We start from the raw sequence: 20,338 nt of genomic DNA on the forward strand, positions 1-20,338 counted from the left end.
ACAGGCGGAGGCCAGGATGAGCGTTTCCGATCGCGATGATGCGCCGGCAAAGGTGAGCCGGCGCGGAATATGGGGCTGGATGCTGTTCGACTGGGCAGCCCAGCCCTTCTTCACCGTGGTCACCACCTTCATCTTCGGACCCTATTTCGTCTCGCGGCTGACGGACGATCCCGTCTCCGCGCAGACCGCCTGGAGCAACATGGCGACCGCCTCCTCGATCGTCATCGCCATCCTGTCGCCGATCCTCGGCTCGATTGCGGATCAATCCGGCGCACGCAAGCCGTGGATCGCGAGTTTCGCTCTCGTCAAGATCATCAGCCTGCTGATGCTCTGGTTCGCCGCACCGGGTTCTCCCCTCGTCTGGCCGATCACCTTCATGATCCTGGCTTCGATTGCCTCGGAATTCTCGATCGTCTTCAACGATTCGATGATGCCCCACCTCGTCTCGCGCGACGATGTCGGCAGGATTTCCAACATTGCCTGGGGCCTCGGCTACCTCGGCGGCATGATCGTCCTGATCGCCGTCGTGACCTTGCTTGCCGCAAGCCCGGAGACCGGCGTCACCCTGATCGGCATCCCGCCGCTTTTCGGGCTCGATCCGGCGCTGGGCGAGGATGCACGCATCACCGGGCCGCTGGCCGCGATCTGGTACCTTCTCTTCATCCTGCCGATGTTCTTCTTCACCCCCGATGCAAAGAAAGGCCTGCCGCTCGCCTCGGCGGTCCGCTCCGGTCTGCACGAATTGAAAGGCACGCTGCGCGAGCTGCGCCAGCGCAGAGGCATCGCGAAATTCCTGATCGCCCGCATGCTCTATCAGGACGGTGTCAACGGCCTGCTCATTCTGGGCGGCGTCTTCGCCGCCGGCATGTTCGGCTGGGCGACGATCGAGATCGGAATCTACGGCATCATCCTTAACGTCGTCGCGATTTTCGGCTGCATTGCCGCCGGCTCTCTGGACCGCGCCTTCGGCTCCAAGGTCGTGGTGGTGATCAGCCTCTTGGCTCTGCTGATCGCGACACTGGGCATTGCATCCACCGGCCCCGGCTTCGTCTTCTTCGGCTTGTTGCCCCTGTCGATGGAGGACAGCGGCGGTCTCTTCGGCACCACCGCGGAAAAAGCTTACATTCTTTTCGGCCTGCTGATCGGCATCGCCTTCGGACCGGTACAGGCCTCGTCGCGGTCCTATCTCGCCCGCTCGATCGATCTGTCGGAGACGGGCCGCTATTTCGGCATCTATGCCCTGTCGGGACGGGCAACGAGTTTCCTCGCCACCCTCCTGTTTTCGCTCGTCACCTATGCCAGCGGCTCCGCGCGGCTGGGCATGACGACGCTCGCCATCTTCCTGGTTGCCGGTTTGGCACTGCTCATCGCAACACCTTACCCGGCGGACAAAGCCGGAAGGACTCCGGCTAAGTAACTGCCAGCCTCAGTGCCGGAAGTGGCGCATGCCGGTGAAGACCATCGCGACATTGTGCTCGTCGGCAGCGGCGATCACCTCGGCGTCACGCATGGAACCGCCCGGCTGGATCACGGCGGTGGCACCGGCGGAAATCGCCGAGAGAAGGCCGTCCGCGAACGGGAAGAAGGCTTCCGACGCGACAGCCGAACCCTTGGTCATCGGTTCCGGCCAGCCCATCGCCTTCGCCGCATCTTCAGCCTTCAGGCCGGCGATACGGGCGGAATCGATACGGCTCATCTGGCCAGCGCCGATACCTGCAGTCTGGCCATCCTTGGCATAAACGATGGCGTTGGACTTGACGTGCTTGGCGACCTTGTAGGCAAATTTCAGGTCTTCGAGCTCGGTCGCGGTCGGTGCGCGCTTGGTGACGACCTTGAGGTCGACATCCTCGATCACGCCGCTGTCACGGCTCTGGACCAGCAGGCCGCCGGCAACGGTCTTTGCCGTGATGCCGCGCGAGCGCGGGTCAGGCAGGCCACCGGTCACGAGCAGGCGCAGGTTCTTTTTCGCCGCGATGATCTGCTGCGCCTCGTCGGAAACCTCCGGCGCGATGATGACCTCGGTGAACAGCTTGACGATCTCTTCCGCCGTCTCGGCATCGAGAAGCTGATTGACCGCAATGATGCCGCCGAAGGCCGAGGTTGAATCGCAGGCGAGGGCGCGCAGATAGGCATCCTTCAGCGTTGATCCGGTGGCAACGCCGCAGGGGTTGGCATGCTTGATGATGGCGCAGGCCGGACCCTGGTCGGCGGCAAACTCGCCGATCAGCTCGAAGGCGCCGTCGGTATCGTTGATGTTGTTGTAGGAGAGCTGCTTGCCCTGCAAGAGCTTGGCGGTCGCAACGCCGGGACGGTTTTCGCCGGTTACGTAGAAGCCGGCACTCTGGTGCGGGTTCTCGCCGTAGCGCATTGCTTCCTTCAGCACACCGCCGATGGTGCGATAGACCGGCGTCTCGATCTCGAGCGCTTCCGCAAACCAATTGGAGATGGCCGTGTCATAGGCGGCCGTGCGGGCATAGGCCTTGGCGGCAAGCTTCTGGCGGAAAGCATATTCCGTCTCGCCGCCATTGGCCTTAAGCGCCTCGATCAAAGCCGCATAGTCCGCCGGGTCGGTCACGATCGTCACATAGGCATGGTTCTTCGCCGAGGCGCGGATCATCGCCGGGCCACCGATATCGATATTCTCCACCGTCGTCGGATAATCGCCGCCGGCCGCGCGCACTTCCTCGAACGGGTAGAGGTTGATGACGGCAAGATCGATACCCTCGATCCCGTGTTCCTTCATCGCCGCAACGTGGTCTTCATCGTCACGGATGGAGAGGAGGCCGCCATGCACGTTCGGATGCAGCGTCTTGACGCGACCATCCATGATCTCCGGAAAGCCGGTGACCTCGGAAACATCGGTGACGTCGAGACCGGCAGCGGCAATCGCCTTGTGGGTGCCGCCGGTGGACAGGAGCTTCACGCCCTGTTCCGACAGAGCCCTGGCAAGCTCGATGATGCCGGACTTATCGGACACCGAAAGAAGGGCGGTGCGGATCTTGACGCGATCGGGAGCGGGAATTTTTTTGGAAACGACGGCCATCGGTCTCTCCTGAAAGAGCATGCCACAGAAGGGCGGAAAGGGGATGGGGCCGGTTAGCACAGCTGGCGAAAAGAGGAAACGCCTATTCGCCCGATCTGCCCTATTCGCCCTGCCTCAGCATCCAGCGTATTTCACGCATGCCTTCGATCGGGCTTTCGATCACAAGCTGCTGGCTCGGGCGCATGCCCGAGACGTCGGCGAAGAAGAGATCCTCGTCGATGACCAGTTCGAGACCGGGAGCTGCGAAGATCCAGCTGTCGCCATCGGGCGCCCGCAACGTCACGCTTTCGCCGTCACGCCGCGAAATCGTGATCGAAGGGTGGATGTGAAACCGCAGCGCGACCGCCAGCTTCTGCTTCTTGTCCCGTCCCTCGTCGGGGATAAACCGATCACACCCCTTGATCTTGTCGCCGGCGGCACTGAGACCGATTTCCCGCTCGTGCGTGTAGCCGAAATTGTCCTTATAGCCGTCATGCCGGGCGCGCAGCCAGTCATTGCCATGGTTGTCGTCACGTCGTTCGATCTCTGTTTCCGACACGCCCGGCAGGAGGATCTGTCCAGCGAAGCTGGAATTGATCACCCGGCTGGAGGACGTCTCCTGCAGGATCGCCGTGGAATGAGCAGCCGTGGACCGCGCCATATGCCGGTAGATGCGATTGGCGAATTTCGGGGCTCCCGCGTTGATGATGAAGCGATGGCGCCCCGATGACATTTCGAACGACAGGCAGCCCGCATGGGCGCCGTGCGAGGCCTCGATCGAATCCGGGCAGCCGGTATCGACAATCATGATCGCGTTACCGGCGGCCATCCGATGATAATTCATCTGGGGCAGGGCCTTGAACGGCTTTCCGGCAGATTCGTCATAACGCAGGACGGACATCAGCTCGCTCGCCGGCGTCGCACTCGCGCCGTTGAACAGGGCGAGATCCCCATCCTGATGACGGAAGAAGCGGAGCGCCGGATACATGCGGTCGATGGTCGGGATGAGTTTCTGCGGCAGGTCATAGCCGAGATTGATATAGGTCTGCCGCAGCGGCAGGAGATCGATGAGAATGTCGAGTATGGCACGCGGGTTACGCGACACATGCCCCCCGTCAGCCAATATCTGCCTGTCGAGTTCGCGGTCGAGCGCCAGGCTTTCGCGGCGGATGGCGCTGACGCGCATTGGCAGGGAGAGCGATGCAACCGCAAGCGCGGTCCTGACCCTCAGCCGACTTTCCGGATCGGGGCAGCAGCTTGCGATCTTGCGCAGGTAGCCGAGCTGATAGGCGAGGCTTTTCATGAAACGGCGATAGAAACCCGCTTCGGCGGCATGAAGGATGATCGGCGAATGGGAAAGCCACGCGATCACGCGGGTTGCCACCACATTCGGATCCCAGGCAATGCCGCGCCGCCTGCGCCCGTGCACGCTGATCCAGTCGGACACGATATGGCGAGCATGAGCACAAGCCACGTCGGTCTTGTCGGCGCGGATATGGCGAAGCCATCCGAAGCCATGAAGGCGCTCGGCAAAAGCGCGCGAAGGCAGCTCCACCGCGAATGGTGAATCTCCGAAAGTTTCAAGAACCCGGCCGGCCAGGGGAAACCGGCCATCGAAGATTTCCTGCGCAATGAACGGATCGACGGAGCGCAAATCCGTCGGCGCAACGATCAGCCGTTCGGGCACCGATTTCACGAGCCCGGACATGGCGACACGCAGGGGCGCCGTGCGAAGGCGCATTCGCCGTCGCATTTCCCGCAAGCCGGAGAGCAGAAGCCTTCGGCGATCGGTCAGCCGCGTGGTCACTCTGGGGTTCTCCGCAGGGATCGGTATATGCTCGATCAGCTGAAACAACTTTAGATAAATTAGATTTATGTGCCGGTAGGGTGAAAAATTCCTTACCGGACCTGCAACACGCTCGCGAAGAACCCGTCCATTCCTCCCGGATAGCCCTCGGAAGACGGCAACATTGAGGGCGTTGTGCGGAAATCGCCCTTGGCAGTGACCGCCTGTTCCAGACCAGGCCAGTTCGCAGGATCAACCGGCAGACGCGATAATGTCGGCATATCCGCCAAAACCTTGTCGATCAGCTCCTCGCCTTCGATAGGATCGAGCGAGCAGTTGGAGAAGACGACCAATCCGCCGCTCTTTACCAGCGTCACGGCATGGCGAAGCATCCGTTCCTGAAGGGCGGCGAGCTTTTCGATATCCGGCAAGCTCTTCGTCCAGAGCACATCGGGATGCCGGCGGGTCGTGCCCGTGGAAGAGCAGGGGGCATCGAGCAGCACGCCGTCGAGCTTCTGCTCGGGCACATAGGTCAGGAGATCACCCGCCATAAATTCCGCCGTCATGCCGAGACGCGAAAGATTTTCCTTCAGTCGTGCCAGACGGTTCGGCGACTGCTCGACGGCCGTCACTTCGGCACCGGCCGAAATCAACTGCGCGGTCTTGCCGCCGGGCGCAGCACAAAGATCCGCGACGCGTTTGCCTTTCAGATCTCCGAACAGCTTTGCAGGAATGGCAGCCGCCGCGTCCTGCACCCACCATTCACCGCGGTCGAAACCCTCGAGCGCAGTAACCGATCCTTCGAAGGAGGGCAGGCGAATGCTGCCGGTCGGCAACAGCTTGCCACCCAGCTTCTCCGCCCAGACCGTAGCGTCGGCTTTCACGGTGAGATCGATCGTCGGCGGAACTAGCTGCGATTCCGCAATCTGCGCAGCTTCAGCCTCGCCATAGGCGGCGACAAGCCGCGCACGGAACCAGTCCGGCACCGGGGAAACGGACGCCGTCGCAGCGAGAATTTCATCCTTCTCCCGCACCAGACGGCGGAGCACGGCGTTGACCAGCTTGGCGAAGCGGCGGTTGCGCGGGTCGCGATTGGCCTGTTCGACCGCGAGATCGACCACAGCATGGGAGGGCACGTCAAGATGCAGGATCTGCGCCGCGGCGACGACCAGCACATGATGAAGCGCCCGCGCGCCGTCCGGCAGCGATGTATCGATCATCGAGGCGATAGCAGCCTCGAGCCGCGGCAGATGGCGAAGCGCAGTGGTGAGGATCGCCCGGGTCAGGGCGCGGTCGGCATCACTGAGCGCCTTGTAGGCCGGATTGCCATGGGTAAGGTCGAGAATGCCATCGAGCGAGATCTTACGATCGACGACGGCTGCCAGCAATTTTGCGGCGGTAGCCCGGACTTCCAGCCCGGGCTTCTTCGGCTCCGCGCTCTGGCGAGCGGGCGACGAGTTATTTCTGACAGGCCTGTTCGGCTTCTTGTTTTTCGTGTCGTTCAAGACCAGGGACCTTTGCGCGGTTCATCCGATCCGCGGCCCCAGGGATTGTTTGCGCCGGAATTCGGCACGGAGCGAGCGGTGCGCTGCGGTCTACCAGCCGAAGACGGTCCCGTCGAGCCACCACCGCGGAACTCGCCCGCCATCTGCTGCAGGGCGGCAATGCGGTTGTCCGTATTCGGGTGGGTGGAGAACAGGTTGTCCATGCGCTCGCCCGAGAGCGGGTTGATGATGAACATGTGCGCTGTCGCCGGGTTGCGCTCCGCATCATCATTGTGGATGACCCGCGCCGAACCGGCGATCTTGGCGAGCGCGGAGGCAAGCCACATCGGATTGCCGCAGATTTCTGCGCCGCGACGGTCGGCAGAATATTCGCGCGTCCGGCTGATCGCCATCTGCACCAGCATCGCGGCAAGCGGCGCCACGATCATGGCGACGAGAACGCCGATAAAACCGAGCGGATTGCTGTTGTTCTCGCGGTTTCCGCCGAAAAAGAAGGCGAAGTTGCCGAGCATGGAAATGGCACCGGCGAGCGTCGCCGTGATCGTCATCGTCAACGTATCGCGGTTCTGCACATGGGCGAGCTCATGCGCCATCACGCCCGCGACCTCCTCATGGGTAAGAGCCTGTAGTAGACCCGTCGAGGCTGCGACCGCGGAATTTTCAGGATTGCGGCCGGTGGCAAAGGCGTTCGGCTGCGGATTGTCGTAGATATAGACCTTCGGCATCGGCAGGCCGGCATTGGCCGAAAGGTCACGGATCATGTTGTAGAATTCCGGCGCGCTGCGCGCGTCCACTTCCTGGGCGTGATAGGCGCGAAGCACCATCTTGTCGGAATTCCAGTAGGAAAACAGGTTCATGCCGGCAGCAATCACCAGCGCGATCATCATGCCGCCCTTGCCGCCGATCAGAAACCCGACGCCCATGAACAGGGCGGTCATGAAGGCCAGAAGCATGGCGGTGCGCATCACATTCATCGTCATCTCTCCGTTGCCGATTTCATCCCTCAGGTTTCACCCGAGGGTTTTCTAGCGGTTGTGAACGGCCTATCATGTGGTCAATTCAACCTGAATTTTCAATAAACCTTGCGGTGATCCGAAAGATGCAGAGCGCGGATAACGACAATACGGAAGCCACTCTGGAAGACGGTGCGGCCAAAAAAACGCTTTCGCCGGCAGCAGAGCGGGCCTTGAAGGAAGCGGAAGAACGGCGCCAGGCCGCCGCGAAAACCGATCTGCCCGAAGAGTTCGGCGGCCGCGGCGGAGCCGATCCGTCGCGCTTCGGCGACTGGGAAATCAACGGCCGAGCCATCGATTTCTAAGAACTAATATTAGCGCTAGCTTCATCTGGCAGATGTGATGATAATAGTTTCCAACTCATCCGAGTCGGAGATTCAAAGTTGGCAACTCGTTCTTACTGGGGTGGCAGCCCTACGACAAAAGTAAAAACATACAAGCCAAAGAACATAAGCCAGGCAAATAGCAACAAAGCGGCTGCCATGGATGCTTTGGGAAAAGGCGTATGCTTGTCGATAACCTATAATGGACTTCCGAGGGTCGTTGAAGTTCACACTGTTGGCACGAGTTCTGCGTTCAGGGCCGCCATGAGCGTCTTGCAGGTCGATGGCCAGAGTAGTACGGCTCCTATACCGGATTGGCGTTTGTTCTGTTTCGATGAATGCTTCGATGTCGAGCTGACGGATATTTCATCAAAAGCTCCTCGCCCAGGATATAAACGAGGCGCGAAACAATTCAGAAAAATCGAGGGCGAAATCTAATTTACCTAGGTTTTGTAAGATAAAATTCCTATTGACTTGGCCGTAATATCGGAATTTATTCCTTTCCATGATTACGGTCCGCTTAATCGCTGTCTGCTTCGCCTCCGTTTTTGCGACCGGAGCCTTGGCGCGCGAGGAAATTTCCGGACCGGTCAGCGCCGAGATCCTCCGCGTCATCGATGGCGACACGCTGTTGGTCGAGGCGCAACCCTGGCCGCAACAGAAGATGGAAGTTTATGTCCGCATCCGCGGCATCGATGCCCCTGAGCTGAAGTCGAAATGCGAGGCATCCCGCCTTGCTGGCCTCGACGCACAACACGCGTTGGAAGCGCTCGCTGCGCACTCACATCGGATCCAGCTGACCCGGATTTCCGGAGACAAATATTTCGGAAGGATCGTCGCAGATGTCATCCTTGCGGACGGAAAAAACGTGGCCGACGACCTGTTGGTCGCCGGCCTTGTCCAGGTCTATGATGGCGGCCGCAAGCCCAAAGAAGCCTGCGGCGGCTGATCAGGCGTCCGTCTTGTTCTGACGATTAGCGATCAGGTCGTCCACCACGGCTGGATCCGCCAGCGTCGACGTATCGCCGAGCGAGCCGAAATCATCCTCGGCGATCTTGCGCAGGATGCGCCGCATGATCTTGCCCGATCTCGTCTTGGGCAATCCCGGAGAGAACTGGATCTTGTCCGGCGCCGCGATCGGACCGATCTCGTTGCGGACATGTTTGGTCAGTTCCTGACGCAGCGCATCCGTACCCTCGTTTCCGGCCATCAGGGTCACGTAGCAATAGATGCCCTGACCCTTGATGTTGTGCGGATAGCCGACCACCGCGGCCTCCGACACCAGATTGTGGGAGACCAGCGCCGATTCCACCTCGGCCGTGCCGAGCCGGTGGCCGGACACATTGAGCACGTCGTCCACCCGACCGGTAATCCAGTAATATCCATCCTCGTCGCGCCGGCAGCCGTCGCCGGTGAAATACTTGCCCTTGTAGGTGGCGAAATAGGTCTGGATGAACCGCTCGTGATCGCCGTAGACGCTGCGCATCTGGCCCGGCCAGCTGTCGATGATGCAGAGATTGCCGTCGGCCGCGCCCTCCAGCACCTTGCCCTCATTGTCGACGAGCTGCGGCTTGACGCCGAAGAAGGGTTTAGTGGCCGAACCCGGCTTGAGATCGGTGGCGCCCGGCAACGGCGTGATCATGTGGCCGCCGGTCTCCGTCTGCCACCACGTATCGACGATAGGCGAGCGCTTGTCGCCGACGACGTCATAATACCACTGCCAGGCTTCCGGATTGATCGGCTCGCCGACGGTGCCAAGGAGCCGCAGGCTTTCCCGCGATGATCGTTTGACGAACTCGTCGCCGGCACCCATCAGCGAACGGATTGCCGTCGGCGCGGTGTAGAAGATATTGACCTTGTGCTTGTCGATGATCTCCCAGAACCGGCCCTGGTCCGGGAAATTCGGCACGCCTTCGAACATCAGCGTCGTCGCGCAGTTCGCCAGCGGCCCGTAGACCAGATAGGAATGCCCGGTCACCCAGCCGACATCGGCCGTGCACCAGTAGATATCGCCATCGTGATAATCGAACGTGTATTCGTGTGTCATCGCCGCATAGACGAGATAGCCGCCCGTCGTGTGCAGCACGCCCTTCGGCTTGCCCGTAGAACCGGACGTGTAGAGGATGAACAGCGGATCCTCCGCCTTCATCTTCACCGGCTCGCAATGCCCCTTCACCGTCGCAATTTCCTGGTGATACCAGAGATCGCGGCCCGGCGCCCAGTTGGTCTTGCCGCCGGTACGCCGCACGACCAGCACCTTGTTGACGGTGACATATTGCTTGGCCGCAATGCGAACCGCGGTGTCGGTATTCTCCTTCAGCGGCACCGGCTTTCCGCCGCGCACGCCCTCGTCGCAGGTGATCACGAAGGTCGACTGGCAGTCGATGATCCGCCCGGCCAGCGCTTCCGGCGAGAAACCACCGAAGACCACCGAATGAACGGCGCCGATACGCGCGCAGGCCAGCATCGCGTAGGCAGCCTCCGGGATCATCGGCATGTAGATGGTGACGCGATCGCCCTTCTTGACCCCGTGCTTCTTCAGCACGTTCGCCATGCGGCAGACCTGATCGTAGAGCTGGTTATAGGTGATCTTTTTGTCGATATAGGGATTGTCGCCTTCCCAGATGATCGCCGTGCGCTCGCCATGGGTCTTCAGGTGACGGTCGATGCAATTGTAGGAGACGTTGGTCAGGCCATCCTCGAACCATTTGATCGAGACCTTGCCCTTGAACGATGTGTTCTTGACCTTCGTATAGGGCTTGAACCAGTCGATCCGCCGGCCGTGCTTGCCCCAGAACTTATCCGGATCCTCGACGCTTTCCTCGTACCATTTTTCGTACTTGTCCTTGTCGATCAGCGCTTTCGCTTTCGTGAACTTGAGGACCGGATAGATTTTTTCGGACATGGAATTCCTCCTCATTGGCACCGTCGACTTTTCCTCCATCAACGGCGCGGCATCGTGGCATTCATAACAACTGGGGCGCCACCGGCAATTAGACAAACGGCGATGAACACATGAACATGATTGACCGATCACCCTGCTTCAAAGAATTGCTTTTCCGTCCCAATTCGATTATACGGCGATCAATTCCCGGAAATAGTGGTTGATACCCACGGCCCGCGACACCGGCGCGGACGGACAGAGGAACTATACCCATGGCTCAACAATTGCTCATGCCGAAGGCGACCGCAGTCTGGCTCGTCGACAATACTGCCCTTTCCTTCGACCAGATCGCCCAGTTCTGCAAACTGCACCCGCTCGAGGTGAAGGCGATTGCCGATGGTGAAGCGGCCCAGGGCATCAAGGGCCTCGATCCGATCGCCACCGGCCAGCTCTCTCGCGACGAGATCGAGCGCGCCGAGAAGGACATCAACTACAAGCTCAAGCTTTCCGAGCCGAAGGTTCGCGTTCCCGAATCCAAGCGCCGCGGCCCGCGTTACACGCCGGTTTCCAAGCGCCAGGATCGTCCGAACGCCATCCTCTGGCTCGTTCGCAACCATCCCGAACTCAAGGACGCCCAGGTTTCGCGTCTCGTCGGCACCACCAAGTCGACCATCGAGCAGATCCGCGAGCGCACCCACTGGAACGCCGCCAACCTGACGCCGATGGACCCGGTCACGCTTGGCCTCTGCAGCCAGATCGATCTCGACCTCGAGGTAGAAAAGGCTTCCAAGGGTCGTCCGCTGCCGACGGCAGCCGAACTCGGCGCCTCCCTGCAGCCGGCTTCGGAAACCGAAAACCTCGGCTTTGGCAACTATCGCAGCGAGCGCGAAGAGGAAAAGGAGAAGGAAATCGACGCAGACGCCGTCTTCGCCAAGCTTTCCTCCCTCAAGTCCACGCGCAACGACGAGGACGAAGACGACAACTTCTAAGTCGTTCGCCTATCCGTTTGAAAAAGCCCCGGATATTTCCGGGGCTTTTTTCGTTGAGCCCAATGCTTAGGCGCGTTCCGCCTGATGAGCGAAACCATGTCTTTGCAGCGTCTCCCTGACGGCATCCAGCGTTCCCGGATCCTCAATGGTCGCGGGCATCGTCCAGGGCAGATCGTCGGCAATTTTCTGCATCGTGCCGCGAAGAATTTTTCCGGAGCGTGTCTTGGGCAGTTTCGGCACCACCATCACCGTCTTGAACGCAGCGACCGGACCGATCTCGTTGCGCACCATGGCAGCGACCTCGTCGGCGATATCCGAGGTTTCCCGTGAAACATTGTTCTTCAGCACGAGAAAGCCGCAGGGAATCTGTCCCTTAATCCGGTCCTTCACGCCGATAACAGCACATTCCGCCACATCCGGATGGCTTGCGCAGACCTCCTCCATAGAACCGGTGGAAAGCCGATGACCGGCACAATTGATGATATCGTCCGTCCGGGCCATGACGAAGACATAACCATCCTCATCCACGATCCCCGCATCGGCCGTCTTGTAGTAGCCTGGAAACTCGTCGAGGCATGCCTCCCTGAAACGGGCATCGGCCTTCCAGAACGTCGGCAGGCACCCCGGGGGCAGGGGCAGCTTGATGGCGAGATTGCCGAGCGTGCCTTGAGGCACCGGTCGACCGTTGTCGTCAAGCACGTCGATCGCATAACCCGGCATCGGCCGTGTCGGCGAACCATGCTTGAAGGACATAAGGCCGAGACCCATCGTGTTTGCCGCGATCGGCCAGCCCGTTTCTGTCTGCCACCAGTGATCGATGACCGGCACCTTCAGCTTCTGCTCCGCCCATCTCAGCGTCTCGGGATCTGCCCGCTCCCCGGCAAGGAAAAGCGCCCGCAGGCCGAGAAGATCGTGGTTTTCGACCAGTTCCCCTTCCGGATCGTCGCGGCGGATCGCTCTGAATGCCGTGGGTGCGGTGAAAAACACTTTCACGTCATGCTCGGCCACGACCCGCCAGAAGGCACCTGCATCCGGCGTACCGACCGGTTTTCCCTCGAAGATCACGCTTGTATTGCCATTGAGAAGCGGCGCGTAGACGATGTAGGAATGGCCGACGACCCAGCCGATATCGGATGCGGTCCAGAAAACCTCGCCGGGCGCCATCCCGAAAATGTTCGGCATGCTCCACTGCAGAGCCACCATGTAGCCGCCATTGTCGCGCACCACGCCCTTCGGCTGTCCGGTCGTGCCCGACGTATAGAGAATATAAAGAGGATCGGTCGCCAGGACCGGCACACACTCGACCTCCCGACCACGCGCCGCGTTGACTGTCTCGGCGAAATCGAGCTCTCCCCGCTCAGCGCTCAGCGGCACGATGAGCTCTTTCCGCTGCAGGATCAGGCAGTGGTCGGGCTTGGCCTTGGCCAGCTCGATCGCCTTGTCGATCAGCGGTTTGTAAGCGACAACGCGGCCCGGCTCCAATCCGCAGCTCGCCGAGATAATCAGTTTCGCCTCCGAATCGTTCAACCTCGCGGCCAGTTCCTGAGCCGCGAAACCGCCAAAGACGACGGAGTGCACGGCGCCGATCCGTGCGCAGGCGAGCATGGAGAACACCGCTTCCGGCACCATCGGCATGTAGATGACAACCCGGTCGCCCTTGCCGATACCGAGATCCTGCAGGACTGCAGCAATCGCCTGCACCTCGGCAAGGACCTCAGCATAGATGAAGCTCTTGCGCTCACCTGTCATCGCACTGTCGAAGATGAAGGCACGCCTGTTGCCGCGCCCTGCCGCCACATGCCGATCCAGGCAGTTGAAACAGGTGTTCGTTTCACCGCCGACGAACCAGAGGCCATAGACGCCCTGGCTTTGATCGAAGACCTTTTCCGGCGGCTTGAACCAGTCGATCGCCTTGGCGGCCTCGGCCCAGAATGCTTCCGGGTTGCTTTCCCACGCGTCATAGACGTCGAAATAGCGGCTTTGCATATGCACCTCCCGTTACATGAGCCTAGCCTGATGAAGGCAATCTAGGCCGGGAGGAGGGTGCCGGAAACCCCGACGAAGGGGGAACGCTTATCGGCTTCCGAAAATCGCCGAGCCGACCCGCACGCTGGTGGCGCCGAATTCCACGGCTATCTCGAAATCGCTCGACATGCCCATGGACAATTTTTCCACGCCGCTCTTCTTCGCCAACTCGGCAAGGAGAGCAAAATGCGGACCTGGATTTTCATCTGCCGGCGGGATGCACATCAGGCCTTCGATCGAAAGACCGAGTTCGCCACGGCAGAACGCCACGAAGGCGACCGTATCTCCCGGGGCAATGCCGGCCTTCTGCGGTTCAAGTCCCGTATTGACCTGCACGTAGAGTCTCGGCGACTTTCCCTGCTTGGCCATCTCGTCGGCCAGGGCATGTGCGATCTTGGCCCGATCCACCGTCTCGATCACGTCGAACAGGGCGACCGCATCGGCCGCCTTGTTGGATTGCAGCGGGCCTATCAGGTGAAGCTCGATGCCCGGCGTCTCTGCCTTCAGCTCCGGCCACTTTACCTGGCTTTCCTGTACCCTGTTCTCGCCGAACACCCGCTGGCCGGCCGCGATGACGGGACGGATCGCATCAACGTCGAACGTCTTGGACACGGCAACGAGCGTCGCGCTGCCAGCCGGTCGCTTGGCATATGCCTCCGCCTTCGCGATCCGTTCCTGCACATCCTGCAACCGTTCTTCGACGCTCATCGCTTCGCCACCTTTCCGCAATTCTTGTGACACCAGCGATTAAAGCCCATATGAGCCTCTGCCAAGGGCATTCCGCATCAAAGTTTGGCCTGCGCCGAGCCTCAAAAACTTGACGCTTGCGGCCATTCATGGTGAAGGTCTGCCCGACTCCTTATCCTGATTTCCCGGAATATCATCCAGATGGCGACTGAACGTTACAACCCGCGCGATGCCGAACCCCGTTGGCAGCAGAAGTGGAACGAGGCAAAGGTTTTCGAAACCGACAATGCCGACCCGCGGGAAAAATATTACGTCCTAGAGATGTTCCCCTATCCGTCCGGCCGCATTCACATGGGCCATGTGCGCAACTATGCGATGGGTGACGTGGTTGCCCGCTACAAGCGCGCCCGCGGTTTCAACGTCCTGCACCCGATGGGCTGGGACGCCTTCGGCATGCCGGCGGAAAACGCCGCGCGCGACAACAAGACCCATCCGAAGTCCTGGACCTACCAGAACATCGAATCCATGAAGAAGCAGCTGAAGGCCATGGGCCTGTCGCTGGACTGGTCACGTGAATTCGCCACCTGCGACGTCGAATATTATCAGCAGCAGCAGCACCTCTTCCTCGACATGATGGAAAAGGGCCTGGTCTACCGCAAGCAGTCCAAGGTCAACTGGGATCCGGTCGACCAGACGGTTCTGGCCAACGAGCAGGTGATCGATGGCCGCGGCTGGCGCTCCGGCGCGCTGGTGGAACAGCGCGAGCTGGTCCAGTGGTTCTTCAAGATCACCGATTTCAGCCAGGATCTGCTGGACGAACTGGACAATCTGGATCAGTGGCCGGAAAAGGTCCGCCTGATGCAGAAGAACTGGATCGGCCGCTCTGAAGGCATGGCCGTCCGCTGGGAAATCGTCGCCTCGACGGCCCCGGCCGGTGAGCGCGAGGTCACGGTTTATACCACCCGTCCGGACACGCTGTTCGGCGCCTCCTTCCTGGCGATCGCCGCCGACCACCCTCTGGCCAAGGCTGCAGCCGCAAAGAATCCGGCTATCGAATCCTTCGCCGAGGAATGCCGCCGTCAGGGTACCTCGCTGGCAGCGCTCGAAACGGCCGAGAAGAAGGGCATCGACACCGGCATCCGCGTCAAGCATCCGCTCGATCCCTCCTGGGAACTGCCGGTCTATGTCGCGAACTTCGTGCTGATGGAATACGGCACCGGCGCCATCTTCGGCTGCCCGTCGGGTGACCAGCGCGATCTGGATTTCGCCCGCAAGTATGACCTGCCGGTCGTTCCGGTCGTTATGCCGAAGGATGGCGACGCCGCCACGTTCGAGGTCGGCGACACCGCCTATGTCGATGACGGCGTGATGATCAATTCCCGCTTCCTCGACGGCAAGACCACCGACGAAGCCTTCCAGGTCGTCGCAGAAAAGCTGTCCGGCCAGACACTCGGCAACGAGCCGCAGGGCGAGCGCAAGGTAAACTTCCGCCTGCGCGACTGGGGCATTTCCCGCCAGCGCTACTGGGGCTGCCCGATCCCGGTCATCCATTGCGAGGTCTGCGGCGTCGTGCCGGTGCCGAAGAAGGACCTGCCGGTGCAGCTGCCCGACGACGTCACCTTCGACCTGCCAGGCAACCCGCTCGACCGTCACCCGACCTGGCGCCACGTCTCCTGCCCACAATGCGGACACGATGCCCGCCGCGAGACGGACACGATGGATACGTTCGTCGATTCCAGCTGGTATTTCACCCGCTTCACTGCACCGTGGCTGAACCAGCCGACCGATCCGAAGGTCGCCAACCATTGGCTGCCGGTCGATCAGTATATCGGCGGCATCGAGCACGCGATCCTGCACCTGCTCTATTCCCGCTTCTTCACCCGCGCCATGCGAGAAACCGGCCATGTAGCGGTCAAGGAGCCGTTCAAGGGCCTCTTCACCCAGGGCATGGTCGTGCATGAGACCTATCGCCTCGGCGGCTCCAGCCAGAATGGCGAGTGGGTTTCCCCGGCCGATATCAAGATCGAGGAAATCGACGGCAAGCGTCAGGCGACCCTCATCAAGAGTGGCGAAGAGGTGACGATCGGCTCGATCGAGAAGATGTCGAAGTCGAAGAAGAACGTTGTCGACCCGGACGATATCATCGCTTCCTACGGCGCCGATACGGCCCGTTTCTTCGTCCTGTCGGACTCGCCGCCGGACCGTGACGTCATCTGGTCGGAAGCCGGCGTCGAGGGCGCCCATCGCTTCACCCAGCGCCTGTGGCGCCTGATCTCGGAAGCCGCAGAGAACCTGTCCGGCGTCCAGCCCGCACCTGCCAAAGATGGCGAGGCGCTCGCTATCTCGCAGCTTGCGCACAAGACGCTGCAGGCCGTCCAGGGCGATTTGGACAAGCTGTCCTTCAACAAGGCCGTGGCGCGCATCTATGAGCTCGTGAACGCGCTCGCGGCACCGCTGACGGATGTTGCTGCCGGCAAGGGTGACCCAACCTATCGTGCTGCCGTTCGCAATGCGGCAGGGATCCTGGTCCAGATCGTCGCTCCGATGACACCGCATCTGGCCGAAGAATGCTGGACCGTGCTGGGCAACGAGGGAATGCTGTCGCAGACCGCATGGCCGACATTCGATCCGGCACTCGTCGTTGAAAACGATGTCACATTGCCGGTTCAGATCAACGGCAAGAAGCGCGCCGAATTGACAATCGCGCGCGACGCGGATCAAACTGCCGTCGAGAAAGCAGTTCTGGCACTGGATGTGGTGCAGGCAGCGCTTGAAGGCCGTGCGCCGAAGAAGATCATCGTCGTCCCACAGAGGATCGTGAACATTGTTGCCTGACCGCTCGTCAATTTCTCCGCGCCGTAGCCTCCTCGTCCTTGGTCTGGTTCTCTGCGCAGGCCTCGCCGGCTGCCAGGTCCGCCCGCTTTATTCCGAAGCCGGCGGCACCCGTGCCAAGCTGACCTCGGTCGGCTTTGCCGATGCGACCAATCGCATCGAGCAGGTGGTCCGCAACGAGCTGATCTTCCTCGCCAGCGGCGGGGCAGGGGAACCCTTGAATCCGGCCTATGACGTCACGCTGAAGGTTTCCAGTGAGGCGTCGAACGTGCTGGATGACGATGGTCTCGCCGAAGCCGGAATTCCCGTTCCAGGTCGCGTGCAGCTCACCGGCTCCTATACCGTCACCAGAACCAGTGACGGCCAGGTGCTGAGGCGCGGCCAGCATTCCAGCGTTTCGCTGATCGATGTATCGCGCCAGAGCTTTGCCAAGGTCCGCGCCATCCGGGATGCGGAAAATCGCGCCGCTCGCGAACTCGCCGAGTTCATCCGCGCCGATATCGCGATCGTATTGGCCAAAGAGCCCCCGCAGCAGCCAGTATGGCAGAAGTAAAATCGCACGAGTTCGAGCGCTTCCTTGACAAGGGCGCCGAGCTCTACCGGTTCTACGTGATCTATGGCCCGGATCGCGGGCTCGTATCTGAACGTGCCGGCCAGCTCGCCAAACGCAGCGGCGTGGCGCTGGACGACCCCTTCGCGCTCCTCAAGCTTGATGCCTCGGACCTCCAGGGTGATCCCGGCCGGCTCCTCGACGAGGTGAATGCGCTCGGCCTGTTCGGCGGAGAGAAGCTCGTCTGGCTGCGTGGCGTCAACAACGAGAAGCCTGTTCTCGATGCCGTCCAGGCGATCCTGGAGCAGGGCGCGCCCGCCAACACGCTGATTATCGAGGCAGGCGACCTCAAGAAGGGAAGCGGCCTCAGGAAGATCGTCGAGCCCTCGAAAAATGTCGCCGTCATTCCCTGCTACGCCGACGATGCGCGCGCGCTCAATGCGTTGATCGACACCGAACTCTCGACCGAAGGGCTTGCCATAACACCCGAGGCAAGGCGTCATCTCGTCGACCAGCTCGGCGGAGACAGGGTTGCCTCGCGCAACGAAATCCGCAAGCTCGCTCTCTATTGCCGCGGAATGGGGAAGATCGAAGAGCATCACGTCGATGAGATCATCGGCGACGCCAGCAGCATTTCAGCTGACGATGCGGTAGACGCGATACTGACCGGCGACCTGCCGGCCTTTCATCGCGCATTCCAGAAGATCCTGAGCTCCAAGACCCCGCTCTTTCTGATCCTGCAATCCTGCCTCAAGCAGTTTCAGCTGCTCGATTCGATGAAGATCGAGATGGAGGAGAAGCGCGCGCAGTCAGGCCAGGTCATGAAGACGCTCGGCCGCCATATCCATTTCAAGCGAAAGCCGATATTCGAGCGAGCCCTGAAATCATGGCGACCGGAGGCGGTAACACGAGAAGCCGAACGGATTCAGACCGCAGTGCTGATGTCCCGCCAGCGGCAGAGCCTGGAACCGAGCATCGTGTTCCACGCTCTTCTTGGCGCCGCCCTGCAGGCCAAGCGGCAGTAACTACCGCCGTTCGAGAAGGCGGCAGATCTCTTCGAGCTGCTCAAGGCTCTTGTACGAGATTCTGATCTGGCCAGGGCCACCCTTGTGATTGATCTTCACGTCGAGGCCAAGGGAATCCGTCAGTGTACGCTCGAGCGCCAGCGTATCGGAATCCTTGTTTGCCGACTTGGTTTCGAGCGGCGGCATGGTCTGCGCCTTGATATCGTTCTGCGCCAGGCGCTCTGCATCGCGCACCGACATTCCCTTGGCGATTACCGCCTTGGCAAGCGCCGTCGGATCGGATGTCGGGATCAGAGCGCGAGCGTGACCGGCCGAAAGAGTGCCGGAGGAAAGCATATCGCGGACGGGCGATGGGAGCTTCAGCAGACGCAGGCTGTTGGCTACATGGCTGCGGCTCTTGCCGATGATGTCTCCCAGATCGTTCTGCGTATAGCCATGCTCGGCGATCAGCTGCTCATAGCCGAGCGCTTCTTCGAGAGGATTGAGGTCCGACCGCTGGACGTTTTCCACGATTGCGATCTCGAGCGCAGTCCGGTCGTCGACATTGCGAACGATCACCGGGACTTCGATCAGCCCCGCAAGCTGCGAGGCGCGCCAGCGGCGTTCACCGGCAATAATCTCATACTGGCCCTCAGCCAGCGTCCTCGTCACGATAGGCTGCACGATACCGTGCTGTCTGATCGAGCTCGCCAGGTCCTGCAGCTCGGCATCATCGAAATGACGGCGCGGGTTGCGGGGATTGCGGGTGATGTTCTCGATCGGCACGAGGCGATCGGCGCTGACATTGGCAGGCGCAGCGCCGCTCGGCATGGGCTGGTCCATTTCGCCGATCAGCGCAGCCAATCCGCGCCCGAGGCGCCGTTTCGATACATCATCACTCATTAGACTTACCTGACGTTCTTACGCGGCGACTTTCCGCATTCTCTCACGCTGGATGACTTCGGAGGCCAACTGCAGATAGGCCTGACTTCCCGCGCATTTCAGATCATAAAGGATAGCCGGCTTACCATATGACGGAGCCTCGGAAACGCGTACATTACGTGGTATCAGGGTTTGGTAGACCTTTTCGCCGAGATAAGTCCTGACATCACTGACAACCTGTTGCGCGAGGTTATTACGCGCATCGAACATGGTCAGCACGATGCCCTGGATATCCAGCCGTGGATTCACGGTGCGGCGAACCTGATCGACGGTTTCGAGCAGCTGGCTGAGACCTTCGAGTGCAAAAAACTCGCACTGCAGGGGGACAAGCACCGAGTCCGCCGCCGCCATGGCATTCATCGTAAGAAGATTGAACGATGGCGGGCAGTCCAGCAGGACATAGGAAAATTTCTCTGCACCCTCCGTGACGAGCGCCTTTCGCAGGCGATAGGCACGGTCCTGCGCCTGCGAGATTTCCATCTCGAAGCCGAGCAAGTCCATGGTCGACGGGACAATGGAGAGATTGGGCACGGCCGTCTCGACCGCAGCGTCCGCAATCGAGACGTCATCGACAAGAATGTCGTAGGAAGAAATCTTGCGATCCTTGCGATCGATGCCAAGACCGGTACTGGCATTGCCCTGCGGATCGAGATCCACGATCAGGACGCTCTCGCCGATGGCAGCCAAGGCTGTTGCCAGATTGATGGCGGTCGTCGTCTTGCCGACCCCGCCTTTCTGATTGGCAATGGTGATGATCCGACGTCTGTCAAACATCC

The 20,338-nt window shown here is 60.8% G+C and carries 17 protein-coding genes; 8 read left to right on the top strand and 9 right to left on the bottom strand.

Features of this window, described 5'->3' with window-relative positions; translation table 11 throughout:
- The first annotated feature begins 16 nt into the window (after positions 1–16).
- A complete protein-coding gene (locus tag BM216_RS24345) occupies positions 17–1,417 on the top strand; it encodes an MFS transporter (protein WP_093001817.1) in 1,401 nt (466 codons plus the stop codon).
- A 9-nt stretch (positions 1,418–1,426) separates the two neighbouring features.
- On the opposite strand, the gene purH is transcribed toward BM216_RS24345, so the two are convergent.
- The 4 genes from purH to htpX form a co-directional block, all read right to left on the bottom strand.
- A complete protein-coding gene (purH, locus tag BM216_RS24350; RefSeq protein ID WP_093001818.1) occupies positions 1,427–3,043 on the bottom strand; it encodes a bifunctional phosphoribosylaminoimidazolecarboxamide formyltransferase/IMP cyclohydrolase in 1,617 nt (538 codons plus the stop codon).
- 100 nt (positions 3,044–3,143) lie between these two features.
- Positions 3,144–4,763, bottom strand: a complete 1,620-nt coding sequence (locus BM216_RS24355; protein ID WP_244530309.1) for a heparinase II/III family protein — start codon at positions 4,761–4,763, stop codon at positions 3,144–3,146.
- A 158-nt stretch (positions 4,764–4,921) separates the two neighbouring features.
- On the bottom strand, positions 4,922–6,319 hold the full coding sequence (locus BM216_RS24360; protein WP_093001819.1) for an RsmB/NOP family class I SAM-dependent RNA methyltransferase: 1,398 nt from the start codon (positions 6,317–6,319) through the stop codon (positions 4,922–4,924).
- Positions 6,310–7,287, bottom strand: coding sequence for a zinc metalloprotease HtpX (gene htpX / locus BM216_RS24365; RefSeq protein WP_093001820.1), 978 nt, complete (start codon positions 7,285–7,287; stop codon positions 6,310–6,312). The genes BM216_RS24360 and htpX overlap by 10 nt, the downstream gene beginning before the upstream one ends.
- Positions 7,288–7,412: 125 nt before the next feature.
- On the opposite strand from htpX, the gene BM216_RS24370 reads away from it, so the two are divergent.
- From BM216_RS24370 to BM216_RS24375, 3 genes are all read left to right on the top strand, one after another.
- Positions 7,413–7,631 carry a DUF1674 domain-containing protein gene (locus tag BM216_RS24370; RefSeq protein ID WP_093001821.1) on the top strand — a complete coding sequence of 73 codons (219 nt, stop codon included), beginning with the start codon at positions 7,413–7,415 and terminating at the stop codon, positions 7,629–7,631.
- A gap of 78 nt (positions 7,632–7,709) precedes the next feature.
- Entirely contained in the window at positions 7,710–8,087 is a 378-nt protein-coding gene (locus BM216_RS33655) for a hypothetical protein (RefSeq protein WP_143102853.1), read from the top strand.
- A gap of 67 nt (positions 8,088–8,154) precedes the next feature.
- Positions 8,155–8,598 (top strand): thermonuclease family protein, encoded by a 444-nt coding sequence (locus BM216_RS24375; protein ID WP_093001822.1) that lies wholly within the window; start codon positions 8,155–8,157, stop codon positions 8,596–8,598.
- Here the strand turns inward: BM216_RS24375 and acs are convergent, their stop codons facing one another.
- The gene (gene acs / locus BM216_RS24380; protein ID WP_093001823.1) at positions 8,599–10,554 is read right to left on the bottom strand and encodes an acetate--CoA ligase; all 1,956 of its coding nucleotides are present in this window, start codon (positions 10,552–10,554) and stop codon (positions 8,599–8,601) included.
- 251 nt (positions 10,555–10,805) lie between these two features.
- Here acs and BM216_RS24385 point away from each other — a divergent pair, with 251 nt between their 5' ends.
- Positions 10,806–11,522, top strand: coding sequence for a DUF1013 domain-containing protein (locus BM216_RS24385; RefSeq protein WP_093001824.1), 717 nt, complete (start codon positions 10,806–10,808; stop codon positions 11,520–11,522).
- Positions 11,523–11,588: 66 nt separating this feature from the next.
- Here BM216_RS24385 and BM216_RS24390 read toward each other — a convergent pair whose 3' ends face one another.
- Positions 11,589–13,508, bottom strand: a complete 1,920-nt coding sequence (locus tag BM216_RS24390) for a propionyl-CoA synthetase (RefSeq protein ID WP_093001825.1) — start codon at positions 13,506–13,508, stop codon at positions 11,589–11,591.
- A gap of 87 nt (positions 13,509–13,595) precedes the next feature.
- Positions 13,596–14,255 (bottom strand): YggS family pyridoxal phosphate-dependent enzyme, encoded by a 660-nt coding sequence (locus BM216_RS24395; protein ID WP_093001826.1) that lies wholly within the window; start codon positions 14,253–14,255, stop codon positions 13,596–13,598.
- 180 nt (positions 14,256–14,435) lie between these two features.
- On the opposite strand from BM216_RS24395, the gene leuS reads away from it, so the two are divergent.
- Genes leuS through holA form a run of 3 tightly spaced genes read left to right on the top strand, consistent with a single transcriptional unit; the run spans position 14,436 to position 18,641 of the window.
- A complete protein-coding gene (gene leuS, locus BM216_RS24400) occupies positions 14,436–17,069 on the top strand; it encodes a leucine--tRNA ligase (protein ID WP_093001827.1) in 2,634 nt (877 codons plus the stop codon).
- The gene (locus BM216_RS24405) at positions 17,059–17,619 is read left to right on the top strand and encodes a hypothetical protein (protein ID WP_244530303.1); all 561 of its coding nucleotides are present in this window, start codon (positions 17,059–17,061) and stop codon (positions 17,617–17,619) included. The genes leuS and BM216_RS24405 overlap by 11 nt, the downstream gene beginning before the upstream one ends.
- Positions 17,607–18,641: a DNA polymerase III subunit delta gene (holA, locus tag BM216_RS24410; RefSeq protein ID WP_093001828.1), complete on the top strand. Its 1,035-nt coding sequence runs from the start codon at positions 17,607–17,609 to the stop codon at positions 18,639–18,641. The genes BM216_RS24405 and holA overlap by 13 nt, the downstream gene beginning before the upstream one ends.
- Here the strand turns inward: holA and BM216_RS24415 are convergent, their stop codons facing one another.
- Together BM216_RS24415 and BM216_RS24420 are read right to left on the bottom strand one after the other, a co-directional pair.
- Positions 18,642–19,523 carry a ParB/RepB/Spo0J family partition protein gene (locus BM216_RS24415; protein WP_093001829.1) on the bottom strand — a complete coding sequence of 294 codons (882 nt, stop codon included), beginning with the start codon at positions 19,521–19,523 and terminating at the stop codon, positions 18,642–18,644.
- Between the two features lie 18 nt (positions 19,524–19,541).
- Positions 19,542–20,336 carry a ParA family protein gene (locus tag BM216_RS24420; RefSeq protein ID WP_093001830.1) on the bottom strand — a complete coding sequence of 265 codons (795 nt, stop codon included), beginning with the start codon at positions 20,334–20,336 and terminating at the stop codon, positions 19,542–19,544.
- Between the last annotated feature and the right edge of the window lie 2 nt (positions 20,337–20,338).

This window comes from Rhizobium sp. NFR07, from assembly GCF_900111905.1.
GTDB lineage: Bacteria > Pseudomonadota > Alphaproteobacteria > Rhizobiales > Rhizobiaceae > Neorhizobium.